At 25.2% G+C, this 15,193-nt stretch carries 18 protein-coding genes; 3 read left to right on the top strand and 15 right to left on the bottom strand.

The window, feature by feature from the left end; translation table 11 throughout:
- Positions 1 to 2: 2 nt before the first annotated feature.
- Both AZI32_RS09650 and AZI32_RS09645 read right to left on the bottom strand, forming a co-directional pair.
- Positions 3 to 1,442: a PH domain-containing protein gene (locus AZI32_RS09650; protein ID WP_061995634.1), complete on the bottom strand. Its 1,440-nt coding sequence runs from the start codon at positions 1,440 to 1,442 to the stop codon at positions 3 to 5.
- Positions 1,435 to 1,926 (bottom strand): PH domain-containing protein, encoded by a 492-nt coding sequence (locus tag AZI32_RS09645; protein ID WP_061995633.1) that lies wholly within the window; start codon positions 1,924 to 1,926, stop codon positions 1,435 to 1,437. Before AZI32_RS09645 ends, AZI32_RS09650 begins: the two co-directional genes overlap by 8 nt.
- A 313-nt stretch (positions 1,927 to 2,239) precedes the next feature.
- Here AZI32_RS09645 and AZI32_RS09640 point away from each other — a divergent pair, with 313 nt between their 5' ends.
- On the top strand, positions 2,240 to 2,869 hold the full coding sequence (locus tag AZI32_RS09640) for a hypothetical protein (protein ID WP_061995632.1): 630 nt from the start codon (positions 2,240 to 2,242) through the stop codon (positions 2,867 to 2,869).
- A gap of 100 nt (positions 2,870 to 2,969) precedes the next feature.
- On the opposite strand, the gene AZI32_RS09635 is transcribed toward AZI32_RS09640, so the two are convergent.
- The 4 genes from AZI32_RS09635 to AZI32_RS09620 form a co-directional block, all read right to left on the bottom strand.
- The gene (locus tag AZI32_RS09635) at positions 2,970 to 4,343 is read right to left on the bottom strand and encodes an MATE family efflux transporter (RefSeq protein WP_061995631.1); all 1,374 of its coding nucleotides are present in this window, start codon (positions 4,341 to 4,343) and stop codon (positions 2,970 to 2,972) included.
- A gap of 43 nt (positions 4,344 to 4,386) precedes the next feature.
- Positions 4,387 to 4,818 carry a MarR family transcriptional regulator gene (locus AZI32_RS09630; RefSeq protein WP_061995630.1) on the bottom strand — a complete coding sequence of 144 codons (432 nt, stop codon included), beginning with the start codon at positions 4,816 to 4,818 and terminating at the stop codon, positions 4,387 to 4,389.
- A gap of 96 nt (positions 4,819 to 4,914) precedes the next feature.
- Positions 4,915 to 5,586 carry an NAD(P)/FAD-dependent oxidoreductase gene (locus tag AZI32_RS09625; protein WP_061995629.1) on the bottom strand — a complete coding sequence of 224 codons (672 nt, stop codon included), beginning with the start codon at positions 5,584 to 5,586 and terminating at the stop codon, positions 4,915 to 4,917.
- A 339-nt stretch (positions 5,587 to 5,925) separates the two neighbouring features.
- Complete coding sequence (locus tag AZI32_RS09620; RefSeq protein ID WP_061995628.1) at positions 5,926 to 6,531, bottom strand: peptidylprolyl isomerase; 606 nt, start codon at positions 6,529 to 6,531, stop codon at positions 5,926 to 5,928.
- A gap of 323 nt (positions 6,532 to 6,854) precedes the next feature.
- Between AZI32_RS09620 and AZI32_RS09615 the strand changes: the two genes are divergently transcribed.
- Entirely contained in the window at positions 6,855 to 7,337 is a 483-nt protein-coding gene (locus AZI32_RS09615) for a CarD family transcriptional regulator (protein WP_082761207.1), read from the top strand.
- Positions 7,338 to 7,528: 191 nt separating this feature from the next.
- Here AZI32_RS09615 and AZI32_RS09610 read toward each other — a convergent pair whose 3' ends face one another.
- From AZI32_RS09610 to AZI32_RS09600, 3 genes are read right to left on the bottom strand one after another with little or no spacing between them, the layout of a single operon-like run.
- A complete protein-coding gene (locus AZI32_RS09610) occupies positions 7,529 to 7,987 on the bottom strand; it encodes a GNAT family N-acetyltransferase (RefSeq protein ID WP_061995627.1) in 459 nt (152 codons plus the stop codon).
- 49 nt (positions 7,988 to 8,036) lie between these two features.
- A complete protein-coding gene (locus tag AZI32_RS09605) occupies positions 8,037 to 8,465 on the bottom strand; it encodes an NUDIX domain-containing protein (protein WP_061995626.1) in 429 nt (142 codons plus the stop codon).
- Positions 8,466 to 8,489: 24 nt separating this feature from the next.
- Positions 8,490 to 9,083 carry a hypothetical protein gene (locus AZI32_RS09600; protein WP_061995625.1) on the bottom strand — a complete coding sequence of 198 codons (594 nt, stop codon included), beginning with the start codon at positions 9,081 to 9,083 and terminating at the stop codon, positions 8,490 to 8,492.
- Positions 9,084 to 9,773: 690 nt separating this feature from the next.
- Here AZI32_RS09600 and AZI32_RS09595 point away from each other — a divergent pair.
- Positions 9,774 to 10,445, top strand: coding sequence for an AraC family transcriptional regulator (locus AZI32_RS09595; RefSeq protein ID WP_061995624.1), 672 nt, complete (start codon positions 9,774 to 9,776; stop codon positions 10,443 to 10,445).
- A 78-nt stretch (positions 10,446 to 10,523) separates the two neighbouring features.
- Here the strand turns inward: AZI32_RS09595 and AZI32_RS09590 are convergent, their stop codons facing one another.
- The 6 genes from AZI32_RS09590 to AZI32_RS09565 form a co-directional block, all read right to left on the bottom strand.
- The gene (locus AZI32_RS09590; RefSeq protein WP_061995623.1) at positions 10,524 to 10,880 is read right to left on the bottom strand and encodes a carboxymuconolactone decarboxylase family protein; all 357 of its coding nucleotides are present in this window, start codon (positions 10,878 to 10,880) and stop codon (positions 10,524 to 10,526) included.
- 159 nt (positions 10,881 to 11,039) lie between these two features.
- Entirely contained in the window at positions 11,040 to 11,630 is a 591-nt protein-coding gene (locus AZI32_RS09585; protein WP_242865290.1) for a GNAT family N-acetyltransferase, read from the bottom strand.
- A 251-nt stretch (positions 11,631 to 11,881) separates the two neighbouring features.
- Positions 11,882 to 12,268, bottom strand: coding sequence for a hypothetical protein (locus tag AZI32_RS09580; protein ID WP_061995622.1), 387 nt, complete (start codon positions 12,266 to 12,268; stop codon positions 11,882 to 11,884).
- A gap of 81 nt (positions 12,269 to 12,349) precedes the next feature.
- Entirely contained in the window at positions 12,350 to 13,177 is an 828-nt protein-coding gene (locus AZI32_RS09575) for a DUF169 domain-containing protein (protein ID WP_061995621.1), read from the bottom strand.
- 93 nt (positions 13,178 to 13,270) lie between these two features.
- Positions 13,271 to 13,840, bottom strand: a complete 570-nt coding sequence (locus AZI32_RS09570) for a GNAT family N-acetyltransferase (RefSeq protein WP_061995620.1) — start codon at positions 13,838 to 13,840, stop codon at positions 13,271 to 13,273.
- Between the two features lie 111 nt (positions 13,841 to 13,951).
- Positions 13,952 to 14,791: a class I SAM-dependent methyltransferase gene (locus AZI32_RS09565; RefSeq protein ID WP_061995619.1), complete on the bottom strand. Its 840-nt coding sequence runs from the start codon at positions 14,789 to 14,791 to the stop codon at positions 13,952 to 13,954.
- Positions 14,792 to 15,193: the final 402 nt, after the last annotated feature.

Raw genomic sequence — 15,193 nt, 5'->3', positions numbered from 1 at the left:
TGTTATATTATTAAATTTTCTTCTAAGGTTATCATTAATTTTTTATCTAAATGTCTAACTGTTACCACTTCTCCAAAATTATTTGTACAAATATCTACGTTCAAATCGCAAACCCCTGAATATCTTTGAAATAAATTTTCACTTTTTGTTATAGATTGTACACTTTTTTGTTTTATTAAGTGAGTAATTTTGGTTCTTGATCCACTAGACATAACTATAACATTTTCATCTAAACCTATTGATGTATTTTTATAGTTTAAGTAGCCTAATATTATTTGCCATAAAGCTAATATAACAACAACTCCTATTTTTACTTTATAATTAATTTTAGGAATAAAATAACAAATGGTAGAAGTGATTATAATCGTTATTAACAACCTTTTTATTATGAACCTTCTAATCTCCCTTTTCTTTGGCTTTTTAAAATTTCCTTCAAATTCTAAATCATCAAAGATATTTTGTATTATTTTATCCTTTTGATTTTTATTAGCTATAGGAAATATCATAGCAATTTTATCTTCCATGTCACCATACCCAACTATTATTCCTTCAATAGTATAAAGTCCCATAAATTGTTGAATAAAGTTTTGCTTTAATTTTAATCCTTGTATTTTATTATGTGATAATGAGTACTTTTTCTTTGTAAAAAATCCATATTCTATATTTACTTTTTTATTCTTTTTATAAAGCTTAAAATCATTATATTTTATAATCTCTAACAATGTAGCTACTAAAGCCACTATAATATATATAAAAACTGTTAACAGTAAGCTTAACATTATTATAATAATTATAGATTTTCCACTTATTGTACCCTGCATTCCAAGAAAAATTTTATGAGCACTATCACCAACAGAGTTTACTATTTTTTCACTTATAAAATCTGTAAATTGTGAAAGAAAAACATATAAACCGAAAACCCATCCTAATTTGTTTTTAGTTAAACCATAAATAAAAATGTCTTTTTTTGTAGCTTTTATAACATTATCATCATTATCTTTTATTTTAATGCTCTCAACTTTATTTTCTAAAAGTGCATCTTTATATTTGTTTGCAAGATTGGTTTTTATTGTTACTTTTAATTCAGATTTTCCCTCACCAACAGCTCCACTATCAACTTTTAAAGTAGAAACATTAAGTATTCTATTTATAATATTTTGCTGTGTATCTACAGTAGTTATTTTAGAAAGTGGAATTTCTTGTTTTGAAAGAGTAATTACGCCAGTCTTTAAGACTAACATATTATCTTTTATATAAAATACAGTTCGTCTCCATTTAATAATAGAATATATAACCATTAAAGCAGTAATTATAACTCCGTAATACCATTTTAACTTAACAAAGACTATTGCAACAAAGACTATCGATTCATAAATAATTTTAAATAGTTGAGATAAAATTACAACCCAATGATTTCTATTAGGTTTTTCTAAATTACTCATTTTCTTCCACCTTTTGTTTTACCTTACTTTTTAAATATTCACTTATTTCTTCCGCCTTTGCCATTTCTATGTTAGGGATTTTATGACTACCTCCAGCAGTTACTATAGATATATCACCTAAATTAAATAACTTATTTATAGGTCCCTGTGTAACTGTTATATGTTGTATTCTTAAAATTGGTATTACAGTTCTTTTTAAAATAAAAATCCCTTCTGTAAAATCAACCTTATCTTCAGTTATTATGTATTTCCATTGATTATATTCTATAATAGGATATAAAAAAGTGTTTAATAATAAAAATACCATAACTATTCCTATAACTATGTTTATAGTAGTATTATAATTAATTAACCACTTCCAATTAAACTGTTTTTTTAAAAACCACTGTCCACCGTATAAAATAACTCCAAATATAATAGTTGTTATTAACCTTGCTATAAGCCACGATTTTTTTGAGTTAATATTGAGCTTATTATATTCCATAACTTCCTCTCCCCCTAATTATTATATTATTTTAATATATTGTAGCATCTTTTATATTACAAATTTTCATTTTATACTTAAAAAGGTTTTTTTTATACTTAAAATTAATATTTATTAAGTTTAAAAGCTAATTTTTATATACACTCTTTAAAAATTATAAAATTAAGGTATAATTTATTATAGGAGAAAGAGGCCTTAGTAAATTTAACTACGGTATATTTTAATAAATATATAAAATATACAAAAGGTAAATCCTAGCTACCTTTTTAATAATAAAATTTAACAGTTATTTTTATAATGCCTTAATATTATTATGAAAAAATCAATTAAAATTTTAATAGTTATTATATCATTATTTTTTTCCTTAGCCGCCTTATATTATTTCGGTTTTTATCCAAATACTACACTTAAATCTATGGATTCTACTATAGAGTTTAATGAGAAAGACTTTGTAGATAAATTTTTACCAAAAGATTTTAAATTAAATCTTAGTGAGCTTTCTTTAAAATCTCATACAACATTAAATGAGGAGGAACTTACAGATTTATGCATTTTAGCTGCAAAAAAAGACTCTAATTTAAATAACTATCTAGATGGTTTAAAGATTGAAATAGATGGTGATTCATTAATTTTAAATGCAAATGTTAAATATAATAAAATTCCTTTTAGAACAAAGTTTGTATTTAAACCTTATGCAGAAAATAATACAATTCTACTTAAATACCAAAAAGGCTCTATAGGTTTTATTCCTGTTTCAAGTGAAAAAATTTTTTCAGCTATAGAAGATACTGATTTTATTCAAGTAGATAAAGCCAATGATAATATAATTCTAAATTTCTCGGCTATTAAATATTTAGATATAAAAGATTTATCTGTAGCTGATAATAGTATTACTATAGATTTTGAAGCTACACTTAAATTTTGGGACTTAATAAAAAAATAACTATTCATAATTAAAGACTTTAAAAAGCTGTCTTCAAAATAGAACCTTATTCCTATTTTAAGACAGCTTTTTTTCTATTTATTATTCATTTTACCTAAACCTATCTATAAGCTTTTTGAATATCCAATTTTTTTTTTTCTTTAAGATTTCTCATTGCCTTAAAGAATATAGTTCCTGTTATAATTGCAGCTACCAAATCTGATACTGCACCAGACATCCAAACTCCTAATAATTCAAATCTCATTGGAAGTATTATCATACATGGTATTAATATTATAACTTGTCTTAACAAACTTAAGAACATAGAAATTTTCGCTTTACCAATTGATTGAAAAAAGTTTGAACTCACTATTTGGAATCCTAATATAGGGAACATCATAAGATAAACTCTTAAGCCTCTAACACCTATATTTATTAAATCTGGATCACTATTAAACATTGATATAAGTACATTTGGAATTAATTGAACTGATAAAAATCCTGTAACTGTTAAAACAGTTGCTGCAGAAACTGCATATTTTACAGTTTCTTTTACTCTTTTATATTTCTTAGCTCCATAATTGAATCCTATAATAGGCTGTGAGCCTTGATTTATACCAAACACAGGCATTAAAAAAATCATAGATATACTTGATATTATACCCATTGCCCCAATTGCATTATCCCCACCATATTTTCTTAGGGAATTATTTGCTATTACTTGTACTACACTTTGAGCAATCTGCATACTAAAAGGACTAATTCCAATTGCAAAAATACTTAAAACTATTGTTTTATCCAATTTTAAATATTTTTTTCTTATTTTTAATACACTTTTACCTTTTATAAAATAATATAATACCCATATAGTTGTTACAATTTGTGATATAACAGTTGCTATAGCACCACCTCTAACTCCCATATTAAAAGTGAATATAAATATAGGATCTAAAACTATATTGGTAATTGCCCCTATTAGCATAGAACACATAGCAATTTTAGGATTACCATCACTTCTTATGGAATGATTTAATCCAAAACTTAACATATTAAATATTGTACCTATAAATATAACTTCTATGTACTCCCTAGCAAAAACTAAAGTTTGTTCACTAGCTCCAAATATTGCTAATAGCTTATCCATAAACAATAGTCCAAAAATGGTAATTAAAATACTTATTATAATTAACAATGTAAATGCATTACTTAAATGTTTTTCAGCACTTTCTTTATCATTTTGTCCAAGTTTTAAAGAAATCTTTGCCGAAGTTCCTATACCAACAAGCATACCAAAGGCAAGCATTATAGTCATTATAGGCATAGTAATTGATACACCAGTAATAGCTAAATTTCCTACCTCTGGTATATGCCCTATATACATCCTATCTATTATGTTGTATAGAGTGTTAACAACCATGCCTATTATGGCAGGTACCGAAAACTCTAAAAGTAATTTAAATACTTTTTCTTCACCTAATTTATTTTGATGATTCATAAAATTCCTCCTTTATTTTTATTAGTATTCAATAACACAACTACTAAATTAAATTGCTAATAGATATTTTTTTTAGTAATTTTAAAAGTGTATTTTCTTCTTCTTCAGTTAAAATTTCTTTAAGTTTCTTTTTCCATTCATCTAAAACTTCAAAAAATTTTGGTTCTATATCTAAAGCCTTTTCTGTAAGTATCACATTATATGCTCTTTTATCTTCTTTTCTTTTATCTCTTATTACATACCCGTTATCTTCTAACTTCTTTATAGCTCTGGTAGTTGTAGCCTTGTCTACTTTTAGCATTTCAGTAAGTTCTTCCTGTGTTGCTCCCCTATACTTATAAAGATGTAATAAAAATAAATATTGTCCTGCACCTATATTTAATTTATTAAATCGTTTACTAAGATAACTGTTTTGAACCCTGTACAGTTCAGATATATATTTTCCTAAAGATTCACATTTATTTTTTCCTTTCATAAATACCTCTCTTTTTAAATTTAAATAACAAAAATAGTTGCGTTAGCAACTATTTTAACATCAATGAATTTCCATTGCAACCATTTTATTTTAAAATTATATAAATTTCTCTAAGGATAATTTAGCTTTAACCACTTCTAATCCAACCCTATCTATATAGTCACCTAATCTCTCTTTTCCTGTAGCATATTCATCATATACTTTTATTATTTCTTCTACTAATTCAAATAACCTTTCTTCACTTACATTCATACAAAGCTTATCACCAAGCCTTGGTTTAACTCCACCTTTTCCTCCAACATAAACAGACCATCCTTTAGGTCCACCTATAAGTCCTATATCTCTTGTATGACTGTCTGCACAACTATTTGGACAACCACTAACTCCTATTTTTAGTTTATTAGGTAAGTTTCTACCATGATATGCTTCATCCAATTTAGCACCTACACCTACTGAATCTTGAAGTCCCCTTTTACAAAATGTTGTTCCAGGACATATTTTAACGCTTCTCACACATAATCCTATAGCTGCACCTGGATTCATATTTAAATCTTCCCATGCATTATCTATATCCTCTTCTTTTAAGCCAACTATTGCTATACGTTGAGCACCTGTAACCTTTATTGCCGATGCATTGTATTTATCTGCAACATCTGCAAGCTTTCTAAGTTGTTCTGATGTAACAAGCCCACCTGTTAAATGAGGTGCTATTGCATAAGTTTCTTTATCTCTTTGAAGCACAGCTCCTTTTTCTAGTAAATCTTTCATAAAAAATCCTCCTTAAATACTACCTTTATAATTTATAATTTTTCTAAGATATGTATATTATATTATTTTTTATAAACAATATCCATTACTTTTTAAAAATAATTATTTATCAATATTAAGTTCTAATATTTTTAATTTTAAGTTTTTTCTAAAAAATTATTATATATAATAAATATTGTATAGAGAAACAAGTTCCCATTTGAATTTATTCAATAACTTTAAAATATTGTTATCCAAAATGTAGTGTTGAATTTTGAGCATTTTCGAGCATATCTCATTATTTTGGTATTCAAGTTTTTGAATGGATTATTTTTAAAGTCAACTTGAAACCTTATAACTTTAAACAAGTTTAATTCCATTTTTCCTACGCTGATTAATTATTTCATAGTTTTTCTTAATCATTTCTTCTTTTGTAAATCCTGGCAACTTTTCTGGCATATCATACTCTTTTCCAAATGTATTTATTGTTATTTTTTCAATATATACTTTTTCTATAGCCCTATGAAAAAATACAACCTTCTCACATTGAACATTACTTATTCTTTCAACTTCATCCATTCCATCTATAACTCTTCCAAAAGCAGTAAACTTTCCATCTAATTGAGGACTATTTATTATAGTAATAAAAAACTCACTACATTCAGTATTAAATTCGAATCTTCCAAGTCCTAAAGTTCCTCTTATAAATTTCAAATCATTATTAACTCCATTTTCTTTACATTCGCTTTTAATACTATATCCTAAAGTTCCAGTACCATCATTATCCGGACAACCACTTTGAATAAGTACTCCTTTTTCTACCCTCCAAAAAAACAAGCCATCAAAGAACCCCTTTTCTGTTAACATAATAAAGTTTTTTACTGCTTCTGGTGCCTTATCTGGATATAGCTCTATTTTTATATTTTTTCCACTTTTTATTTTTATATTTACTAAAGGTCTTTCCATCATAATTCCTCCTAAAAATATATAGTAATTATATCTTAGATATTACACCAAATAGACTATTTATTCTTCTTTCCATATTATATAGTTTTTCTATAATACATAAATAATTTATCAAAAATTCAAATATAACAAATCACTTTTTAACCTTAATATATATATTTTTTTTGTTATAGAAAAACAGAGAAAAAATTTTTACTATTTTTCCTAAAAAGTTATTGACATTGTCATTTTAGCTGTGATATCATTATAAATTTGACTATTTTACTAATTGTGTTATAATTATATTAAGAAATTAATTTAAATTTGTAGGAGGTGCCTTTAATTTGTTTAAAATTGGTGATAAAGTTGTTTACCCAATGCAGGGGCCAGGTGTTATAGAAAATATAGAAGAAAAAGAGTTTAATGGTGAAAAACAGCAATACTATATAATAAAAATATTAAATAATAACATGAAACTTATGATTCCTGCTAAAAAAATAGTTGATTCTAACTTACGTTTATTATGTGAGCCTGAGGATTTAGAAAAAACATTATTAAGAGCTCAAAATGGCGAGTTAGACTTTGAGGAAAATCTTAATTCAAAAGAAAGATATAATACAAATATGAAGAAAATCAAATCTGGTTCCTTCGAAAAAGGAATAGAGGTAATTTCTACTTTAGTTACTGCTAACAGCGAAAAACCTCTTAACTCAAGCGAAAAACAATTACTTACAAATGCTAAAAAACTTATAATTGAAGAAATAGTTTTAAGCAAAAACATAAGTGAAAAAGAAGCAGCTTCTTTTTTGAAATCAATAATCAGTTAAAAATTTAAAATAACCTTAAAATAAAACATATTTGTAAAACTAATTTATTTTGACATATTTATAGACATACATATAAAAAATCATTTTATTCTTATATGCATATCATTAAATTTTATTACCAATATGTTTATTTTTATACCATTTAAAGGGTATGCACAATTTTGCACGCCCTTATTTTTTGGTTTTTTGAATTACAAGTTAGTTGTATTTAAATTCCATAACATTTCTATATGGGGAATATTATCCTCTAAATAAACTTCTGAAACAGGTTCAAATCCTAAACTTTTGTAGAACTCTATTAAATATTCTTGAGCAGAAATTCTAATTTTATCTTCTTTAAGAATATTTTTAATAAAATCTATAGCCTCTAACATATTTTTTCTCCCTAAACCACCTTTTCTATGCTTAGGACTAACCACCACTCTTCCTATAGATACTTCATCATAAGAAACACCTTTATGCAATACTCTTACATATGAGCATACCTCTTTACCATCTTTTAGAAATATATGATATGATTTTTTATCCTTATCATCACAATCTTGATATGGACAATTTTGTTCAACAACAAATACCTGATTTCTTAATTTTAATATTTCATAAAGTTCTTCTAATTTTAATTCATCAAATTTTTTCACAATAAAATTCATATTTCACTTTAGTTCCTTTCATAATTTAATATTTTATCTAAATTACTTATTAATAAGTAATTATTTCTTTTCTAATTAAGTTGTTACTATAATCTAACATATTTTTAATACTTTCAAAAGTTAAAACATCAAGACAACTCTCTATAGTTCCCCACATATAATCTGCTATCTCTTCCTCTTGAATTTTTACATTATAACTTAATGCTTCTCCTATAAAAAATGTAACTTCCTTTATATTATCTTTTTTTATTGAATAACTATCCGTTATCTTTAAATTTTCATATAACTTAATATTACTTAATCCAGTTTCTTCCTTAATCTCTCTTAAAGCTGTGTCACGCTCTGTCTCTCCACTTTCCATATGACCTTTAGGAAATCCCCAATATCCTCTTCTTCCTATACTTTTTACTAATAAAAATTCTATTTTTTTATTATTTCGTCTAAAGAGAATTCCACCACAACTTCTTTCAACTTTCATAGATAACACCCCTTACATTTGCGCCTAATTATTTTCAAAATATTTTCTACACCTGTATACCCATATTTTTTTATGTTCTTCTTTTGAAACTATTCTGTTATTTAAATCATCTATAGTAAAGATTCCTTCATTTTCACACCATTTAATACAGGTTTTTAAAAAATCCATATTCACATCTTTTTCATTTTCCAGATAACCATAAACATAAGGAAATCCCTTTTTATATGCCGCAATAAGTCTTGAATATCCATCTATAGGAACAATTTTATCATTCATTAAAACACAGGTAATAATTATGTTTTCAGGAGCATTTATCCACCTTTCTACATTTTTTAATTTATCACGATCAGCTGTAAGCTGTTCAACTTTTATATCTTTCATATATATCTTAAAAACTTTTATATTATTATCTATTAATTTAACCCAATTTTCTTTCTTAATAAAGCCTAAAGTATTTAAATCTTTTATAGTAATATTTCCACTTTGTTCTTTATAAATATATTCTTTTAAATAAGGATTCCAATAACTAATTTCTTCTATTAACCCTTTCAAAGTTTCATATTTAACCTCTTCATCAAATATACTTATGTTAACTATTTGTGCAGTTTTAAAATTCAAAATATTATACTCTATAGGATTCCAAGTTGACTTTTAAAATTATCCATTCCAAAACTTGGATATGCAAAATAGTGAGACATGCTCTGAATCACTTGGAATTCAACACTATATTTTGTATAAAAATATTTTAAAGTTATTAAATAAATTTAAATTTGAGCTTGTTTCCCTATAATACACCTACAATATTTTCCTTATTCTTTGCTATAATTGCTGTATTATGGAAATAACTTTCTTCATACTTTAAATAACTAACTTCATCTTTATATGCTCTACAAATTTCCACATTATTCCCCCTCTAATATTAAGTCCTTAGATTATATATAATTAAAGTTATTTTATATTTTATCACAAAGTTTTAAAAATACTTTAAAATGTGAAAAAGTTAAAAAAATTTTAAAACAATATAATTAAGTAATATAAAACTATTTCCCTTTTATTTATATAATGAACTATAATGAACTATAATTAAATCTTAACTAATATTTGATTCAATAATTATTTTAAGATTACATATCTAAGTATTTACTATCCAATTTTATAAATATTATATTAATATTTTAATTATTATTAATTTCTTTTATTTTAAAATATCAATATTTATGTTATAATTGAAAATGATTTTCATTTACCATTATATTATATGAGTTTTATTTATTTTTAATAGGTAAATTTAGAATTTTGGAGGTTTTTATGAACTTGGATTATTTAACATTACAAAAGGAAATATGTAATAAAATTAAATTTTTAGATTTTGACGGTGCAAAAAAGTACTATGAAAAGCTTTCTATTCTATTTCAAGAGATAAAGCTTTCTTATAATTTTGAAATTTGTTCTATAAAAAATCATCTTATTTCTTTTATAAATTATTTAAATATCAACTTATCATTAAACACAGATATAGAATATACCTTTCATACAACAGCTTTTGAACTTATTAAGGACTTAGACAAAATAAATAATAAAAGTGAACTTTTAAATTATGGAAATGTAGTTATAGATACCTTCAGTTTTGAGATTTCTCATTGTTGCATAAATTCCAATAAAACTGTATTAAAAAGCGCAGTAGAAATAATAAATGAAAACTTAAGTAAAAATCTCAATTTACAATTTGTATCAAATCAAATTCACGTAAGTAAAAACTATCTTTCATTTTGCTTTACTAAAGATATGGGTATCAAATTTACAGAATATATAAAAAAATTAAGAGTGTATAAGGCAAAACATTTACTAACTAATACAAACTACTCTATGCACTACATTGCTACCATCTGTGGTTTTAAAACACAAAGTTACTTTTCTTATGTATTTAAAGAAGTAACTGGATTATCTCCATTAAACTTTAAAAACACTTTTTCAAAATAACATATTCATTATAATTTATAAAAAAATAAAGAACTAGCATACTACTAGTTCTTTTTATATTACATTAATTTTTAATTTTTATTTAGCAAAATCCTTCTCAAATTCATCTAATGAATCCTTCAATAATGTAACAGTATATGCCATAGCTGGACCACCACCAAAAGCTACTGAAACCATAGCTGCTTCCAATATTTCTTCTCTTTTAGCTCCAGCTTCTAAAGCCTTATAAACATGAAAAACTATACAATATTCACAACGATTATAAGCTGCAATTGCAACGCTTATAAGCTCTTTATTTTTAGTTGATAATGCACCTTCTTTATATGTAGTGCCTAAAAGATTCATAAAACCTTTAACATGACTTAAATTAGTTTTTCCAAAATCATTTAGTCCTTGTTGAAAATCATTTAACATTTCCCTTGGATTTTTTTTCATTAAACTCTCCCCCTAATTAAATATAATAAAAAATTGAAACTTTCATCTAAGTAAACGATACCACTTTCTACATTATATGTCAATTTATATAAATATATATTATATTTTCCAATAAATATTTATTTATCATCATGTTTTTTCTATATTTAAAATAATATATTAAATTGTAAGCTCATACAAATTGCATTCATGTACCCTTTCAAATGTATCTTTTATTTCTTCCTTATTTGTACCTACATAATGTGCAAAACAACTACAAATAACCATATTTTCAACTTTTATTTGAACAAATTCATCACAATCTTTCCTATTCTTATAAACATGTAAATATGATTCTCTCCAATTAAATCCTCTTTTTTTATACCAATCATTTACCCATATATCGTCTCTTGTCCATGCCTGGAGGACTTTAATATCTTTTCCCTTCAATATATTAATTGTTTGGTTTAAAAGAGCAGTTGATATACCTTTGTTTCTGTATTCAGGTAATACTGCTAAATGCCATATTACTGCACCTAACTCATTTGATTTATAACAAACTGCCCCTTTTTCTATTTCATACTCTGTGTCCATAAGTCCTACTATTTTATCGTCTATTTCTGCAACTAATTCAATTGAAGAATTTTTATAATGTTGTTTTTCTTTTAATACATCATCATAATAAGCAGTGTCTAAAAATGATAAAACCCTACACCTTACCCATTTTAAATTATCATCTTCTCTATAATTTCTTATTCTCACCATTATCATACCTTTCTCATTTTTTAGTTTTACAAAATATTTACTTTTGAAATATATAATTTAACACTTCATAAAAATTCTAATATACTTGTAGAAAAATTCATGGAAAAAGAACCTTATATAAAAACTCTCCTTACATGAATAAATATATAAAAATGTATTGATTTTGAAATATAGATACTTCTAATTTATTAAATTAAACTTTTTTAAAGGACTATTTTAAATAAAATAGTCCTTTAATTTTTTATACTTTATTCCAATTATTTTTCTTTTAATAATGTCACTTCTGTAAAACATATCCCAAATGAAGCTCCAAAGGCAATTGAAATTTCTTTCATTAAATTTATTCCTGATGGACTTATAAAATAATCAAAAACATAACCTAATACCCATAATATGCAAAATAATATACAAAATTTAAAAAATCTTATTTTTAAATCTTTTCTTTGCAACTTTCTTGAATTTAGAATTGTCATAATTGCATTGTACATAATAAATATAAAGGCTATTATTACATAACTAATTATAAAAGTTGTAGCTATTTTACTATCTATGTCATTATAAACTATAAATATTGCTCCAATAGTTCCACTTACAAATAACAAGTATATAATTTTTGCAAGTATTGTTTTTCTATCTTTTTTCACTTTTTTTATATCTCCCATTACCAAAATAAATACAAAACTAATTTTGTTACAATCTTTATAGATTATACAATTAATATTCTTTTAATATTTATCTATTATTATAAAACCTGCATCTTTATTTTTATTTCCAAATCTCGTTACTATTTCTTCTTTTCTATACTTTAAATCTGTAGTGTTTATAGTAGCTATTATACCTTTTACTGTACTTTCAAATTGCTCATAAGGTATACCAATGGCCATTTCATCATCTTCCCATTTAGCTAAAAACCTAGTGCTTGGACATAATGTAGAAATATTCATCTTTCCAGTAAGATATGGTTCAACGGTAATTTCAGCACAAATACCTTGCATAGCTGCTAGAGTGGCTGTTATTCTTTCTCCTGTATGATATACATACCCTTGTTGAATTCTCATCGCTTCATAAGGATTCACAATAAATATTATTATATCAGGCGCAACAATAAAGTCTTCCAACGATGCTACTTCAATTCCATATGTACTTGCACCTGTTCTATATAATCCCATAACACCTTCTCTTACTCTTCTCGCTACTGCTGGAGTACTATATAAGTTATATGAAAAATACTCCATACCTGATTCTATACGTGGTGTTGAATCTTCAAGTCCTAAGGCAGTAGTTCCACCATCACAATTTAAATGTTGCAATCTAGCTTTAAAACTTTTTCCACGGGTAGCTTTTTCAACTATACAACAATATGACAATGGACCTGAAGGTTCATCTTTCTCACAATTATTATAATCTTCTTCTGTAAAATAAAATTTTACCCCAACAGGTTTTCTTTTTAAATTTAAAGCACATTGTAAATCCTCACAGTATTCCTTTAATTTTTCATTATCAAATGGGTCTTGAGGAAGCCCATATGAAATTGATTTATGCTTAAATGGCATAATACCCCCTCCTAAATATCTGATCTAAAAACAAATTAAATTTTTAACACATACAATCTATATAATCGCTACAAAATAAGTTTTTCTTTAATATTACTTATTTCTCTCTAACCAATCATATTTTAATATTGCATATACAGCTAAATCATAAAATTCCTTATTTTTACGTATTTTTGCTTGTCTTAAAGTTCCTTCATACTTCATTCCACTTTTAATCATTACTTTTCCTGAACCTATATTTTTAGTATCATGTTTTGCTACAATCCTATTAAAATTAACCACTTTAAACAAATAATCAATTACTGCTGTTAATGCTTCAGTGGCTATCCCCTTTTTCCAATAACTTTTAGCTATACAATAACCTATTTCACAACAGCAATGTTCTTCTTCTAGTTTACCTATAGAAATACCACCAATAACTTTTCCTGTTTCTTTTAATTCTATAGCCCAATTATAACTGTTACTATATTTATATTCCTTAACCCATTGGTCTATAATTACCTTAGTATCATTTACACTATTATGTGGTTCCCATGTTAAAAATTTTGTAACTTCACTATCACTTGCCCAGTTTTTAAACATATCCTTTACATCATAAGCTTTAAATTTTCTTAATAATAATCTTTCTGTTTTTATATTCTTTGTGCCCTTATGCTTCAACATAAATTATGTTTAGTGAGAAAATGCATGATACTTATATACCCCCACTAAAAGCCCACTTCCTTTCTTAGTGTATATTTTATAGAACTTACTTTTGATAATAAATTATTAAGGCTATTCTTTTTTTCCATATGCATATATCACTTTCATATTAAAGCATATACCCTTTTCAGTCTTAAATTTTTCCAGCGTCTTATTTACAGCTAATTTAAAACTTTCAAACTTTTCATCACCTAATTTTTCTATACTTTCTAAAATACCTCTTAATGCATTATTCCACATTTCACTCCACCATTGATTTTCATCTAAATATATTACCTCATTATCTTCTTCATACACTTTAATATCTTTTAAATTTAGACTTTTTAGAAAACTTTTTACTCCATACACAGTATTTAATACTGTATCATCTTCTTTTTTATCTTTAACTTTATTACCTTTATTGCTATGAATAAATAAATACTCATTTATTATATCTGTTAACCAATTTTGACTTTCTTGTACCCCCCATAAACTCAAAGCTAATTGTCCCTTAAATTTTAACACTTTTAGAATCTTATTTAGCTCTTTATCCTCATTCAATATATATCCTATACTAAATCCTGATACTACATTATTAAAATATTCATTTTTGAACTCTAAATCCTCCCCATCCATTTGAAATACTTTTATATTATTTATGTTTTCTTTTATAATTTGTTTTTTAGTTTCATTTACCATAACCTTTGAGATATCTATACCTATAACCTGTCCATTTTCCCCTACTCTTTGAGCTGCTGGAAACAATGATGCTCCACGACCTATACCTATATCTAGAACGAAATCCCCTGCATTTATATCTGATAACTCTATAAGTCTTTCTCCAAACCTCTTCCAATAATTAGGCCCTATCTCACTAAAATTCACTCCAACCTTATCCCAAAGATTTATTAATTCCCTTTTATCTTTAATCATATTCTCCCCCCAAAATATTAGTTATTTTATATAATACAATATTTTTCTTATTGTCCGTCACTATATATACTAACTAACTTATTTAATATTTATTAAATGTCACTTTTTATAATAATTATCAGTTTAATATTTAATTACCGTCACTAAAAATACGACTTAAATACATTAATTTTTAGTATGTAGTAAATTGAATTTACCAAAATTGATTTTTTTAAATAGTTTATGATAGCTTGTACAATTTTAAAGCTACTATAATATCAACTCTTTAATTTTTTCAAAAAATCACTAAATTATTGAGGCTTCTTTTGCTATGAACTTTTTAAATATGTTTTTATATTTACTATTATGTCGGAGAAGCTCTATTCCATAATTAGTTAATGTGCATACTCTACTTGCAGTTAT

Origin of the sequence: Clostridium sp. ATCC 25772, from assembly GCF_001573875.1 — a bacterium.
In the GTDB taxonomy this organism is placed as follows: Bacteria; Bacillota; Clostridia; order Clostridiales; family Clostridiaceae; genus Clostridium_J; species Clostridium_J senegalense.
This window is presented reverse-complemented; position numbering and strand designations above follow the sequence as displayed.

Coding starts and splice junctions, on each gene's coding strand:
- AZI32_RS09640 (WP_061995632.1), top strand. CDS start 2,240: ATGAAAAAATCAATTAAAATTTTAATAGTTATTATATCATTATTTTTT.
- AZI32_RS09585 (WP_242865290.1), bottom strand. CDS start 11,630: ATGATAATGGTGAGAATAAGAAATTATAGAGAAGATGATAATTTAAAA.
- AZI32_RS09590 (WP_061995623.1), bottom strand. CDS start 10,880: ATGAAAAAAAATCCAAGGGAAATGTTAAATGATTTTCAACAAGGACTA.
- AZI32_RS09565 (WP_061995619.1), bottom strand. CDS start 14,791: ATGATTAAAGATAAAAGGGAATTAATAAATCTTTGGGATAAGGTTGGA.
- AZI32_RS09630 (WP_061995630.1), bottom strand. CDS start 4,818: ATGAAAGGAAAAAATAAATGTGAATCTTTAGGAAAATATATATCTGAA.
- AZI32_RS09575 (WP_061995621.1), bottom strand. CDS start 13,177: ATGCCATTTAAGCATAAATCAATTTCATATGGGCTTCCTCAAGACCCA.
- AZI32_RS09610 (WP_061995627.1), bottom strand. CDS start 7,987: ATGAATTTTATTGTGAAAAAATTTGATGAATTAAAATTAGAAGAACTT.
- AZI32_RS09645 (WP_061995633.1), bottom strand. CDS start 1,926: ATGGAATATAATAAGCTCAATATTAACTCAAAAAAATCGTGGCTTATA.
- AZI32_RS09605 (WP_061995626.1), bottom strand. CDS start 8,465: ATGAAAGTTGAAAGAAGTTGTGGTGGAATTCTCTTTAGACGAAATAAT.
- AZI32_RS09650 (WP_061995634.1), bottom strand. CDS start 1,442: ATGAGTAATTTAGAAAAACCTAATAGAAATCATTGGGTTGTAATTTTA.
- AZI32_RS09570 (WP_061995620.1), bottom strand. CDS start 13,840: ATGTTGAAGCATAAGGGCACAAAGAATATAAAAACAGAAAGATTATTA.
- AZI32_RS09625 (WP_061995629.1), bottom strand. CDS start 5,586: ATGAAAGATTTACTAGAAAAAGGAGCTGTGCTTCAAAGAGATAAAGAA.
- AZI32_RS09620 (WP_061995628.1), bottom strand. CDS start 6,531: ATGGAAAGACCTTTAGTAAATATAAAAATAAAAAGTGGAAAAAATATA.
- AZI32_RS09635 (WP_061995631.1), bottom strand. CDS start 4,343: ATGAATCATCAAAATAAATTAGGTGAAGAAAAAGTATTTAAATTACTT.
- AZI32_RS09595 (WP_061995624.1), top strand. CDS start 9,774: ATGAACTTGGATTATTTAACATTACAAAAGGAAATATGTAATAAAATT.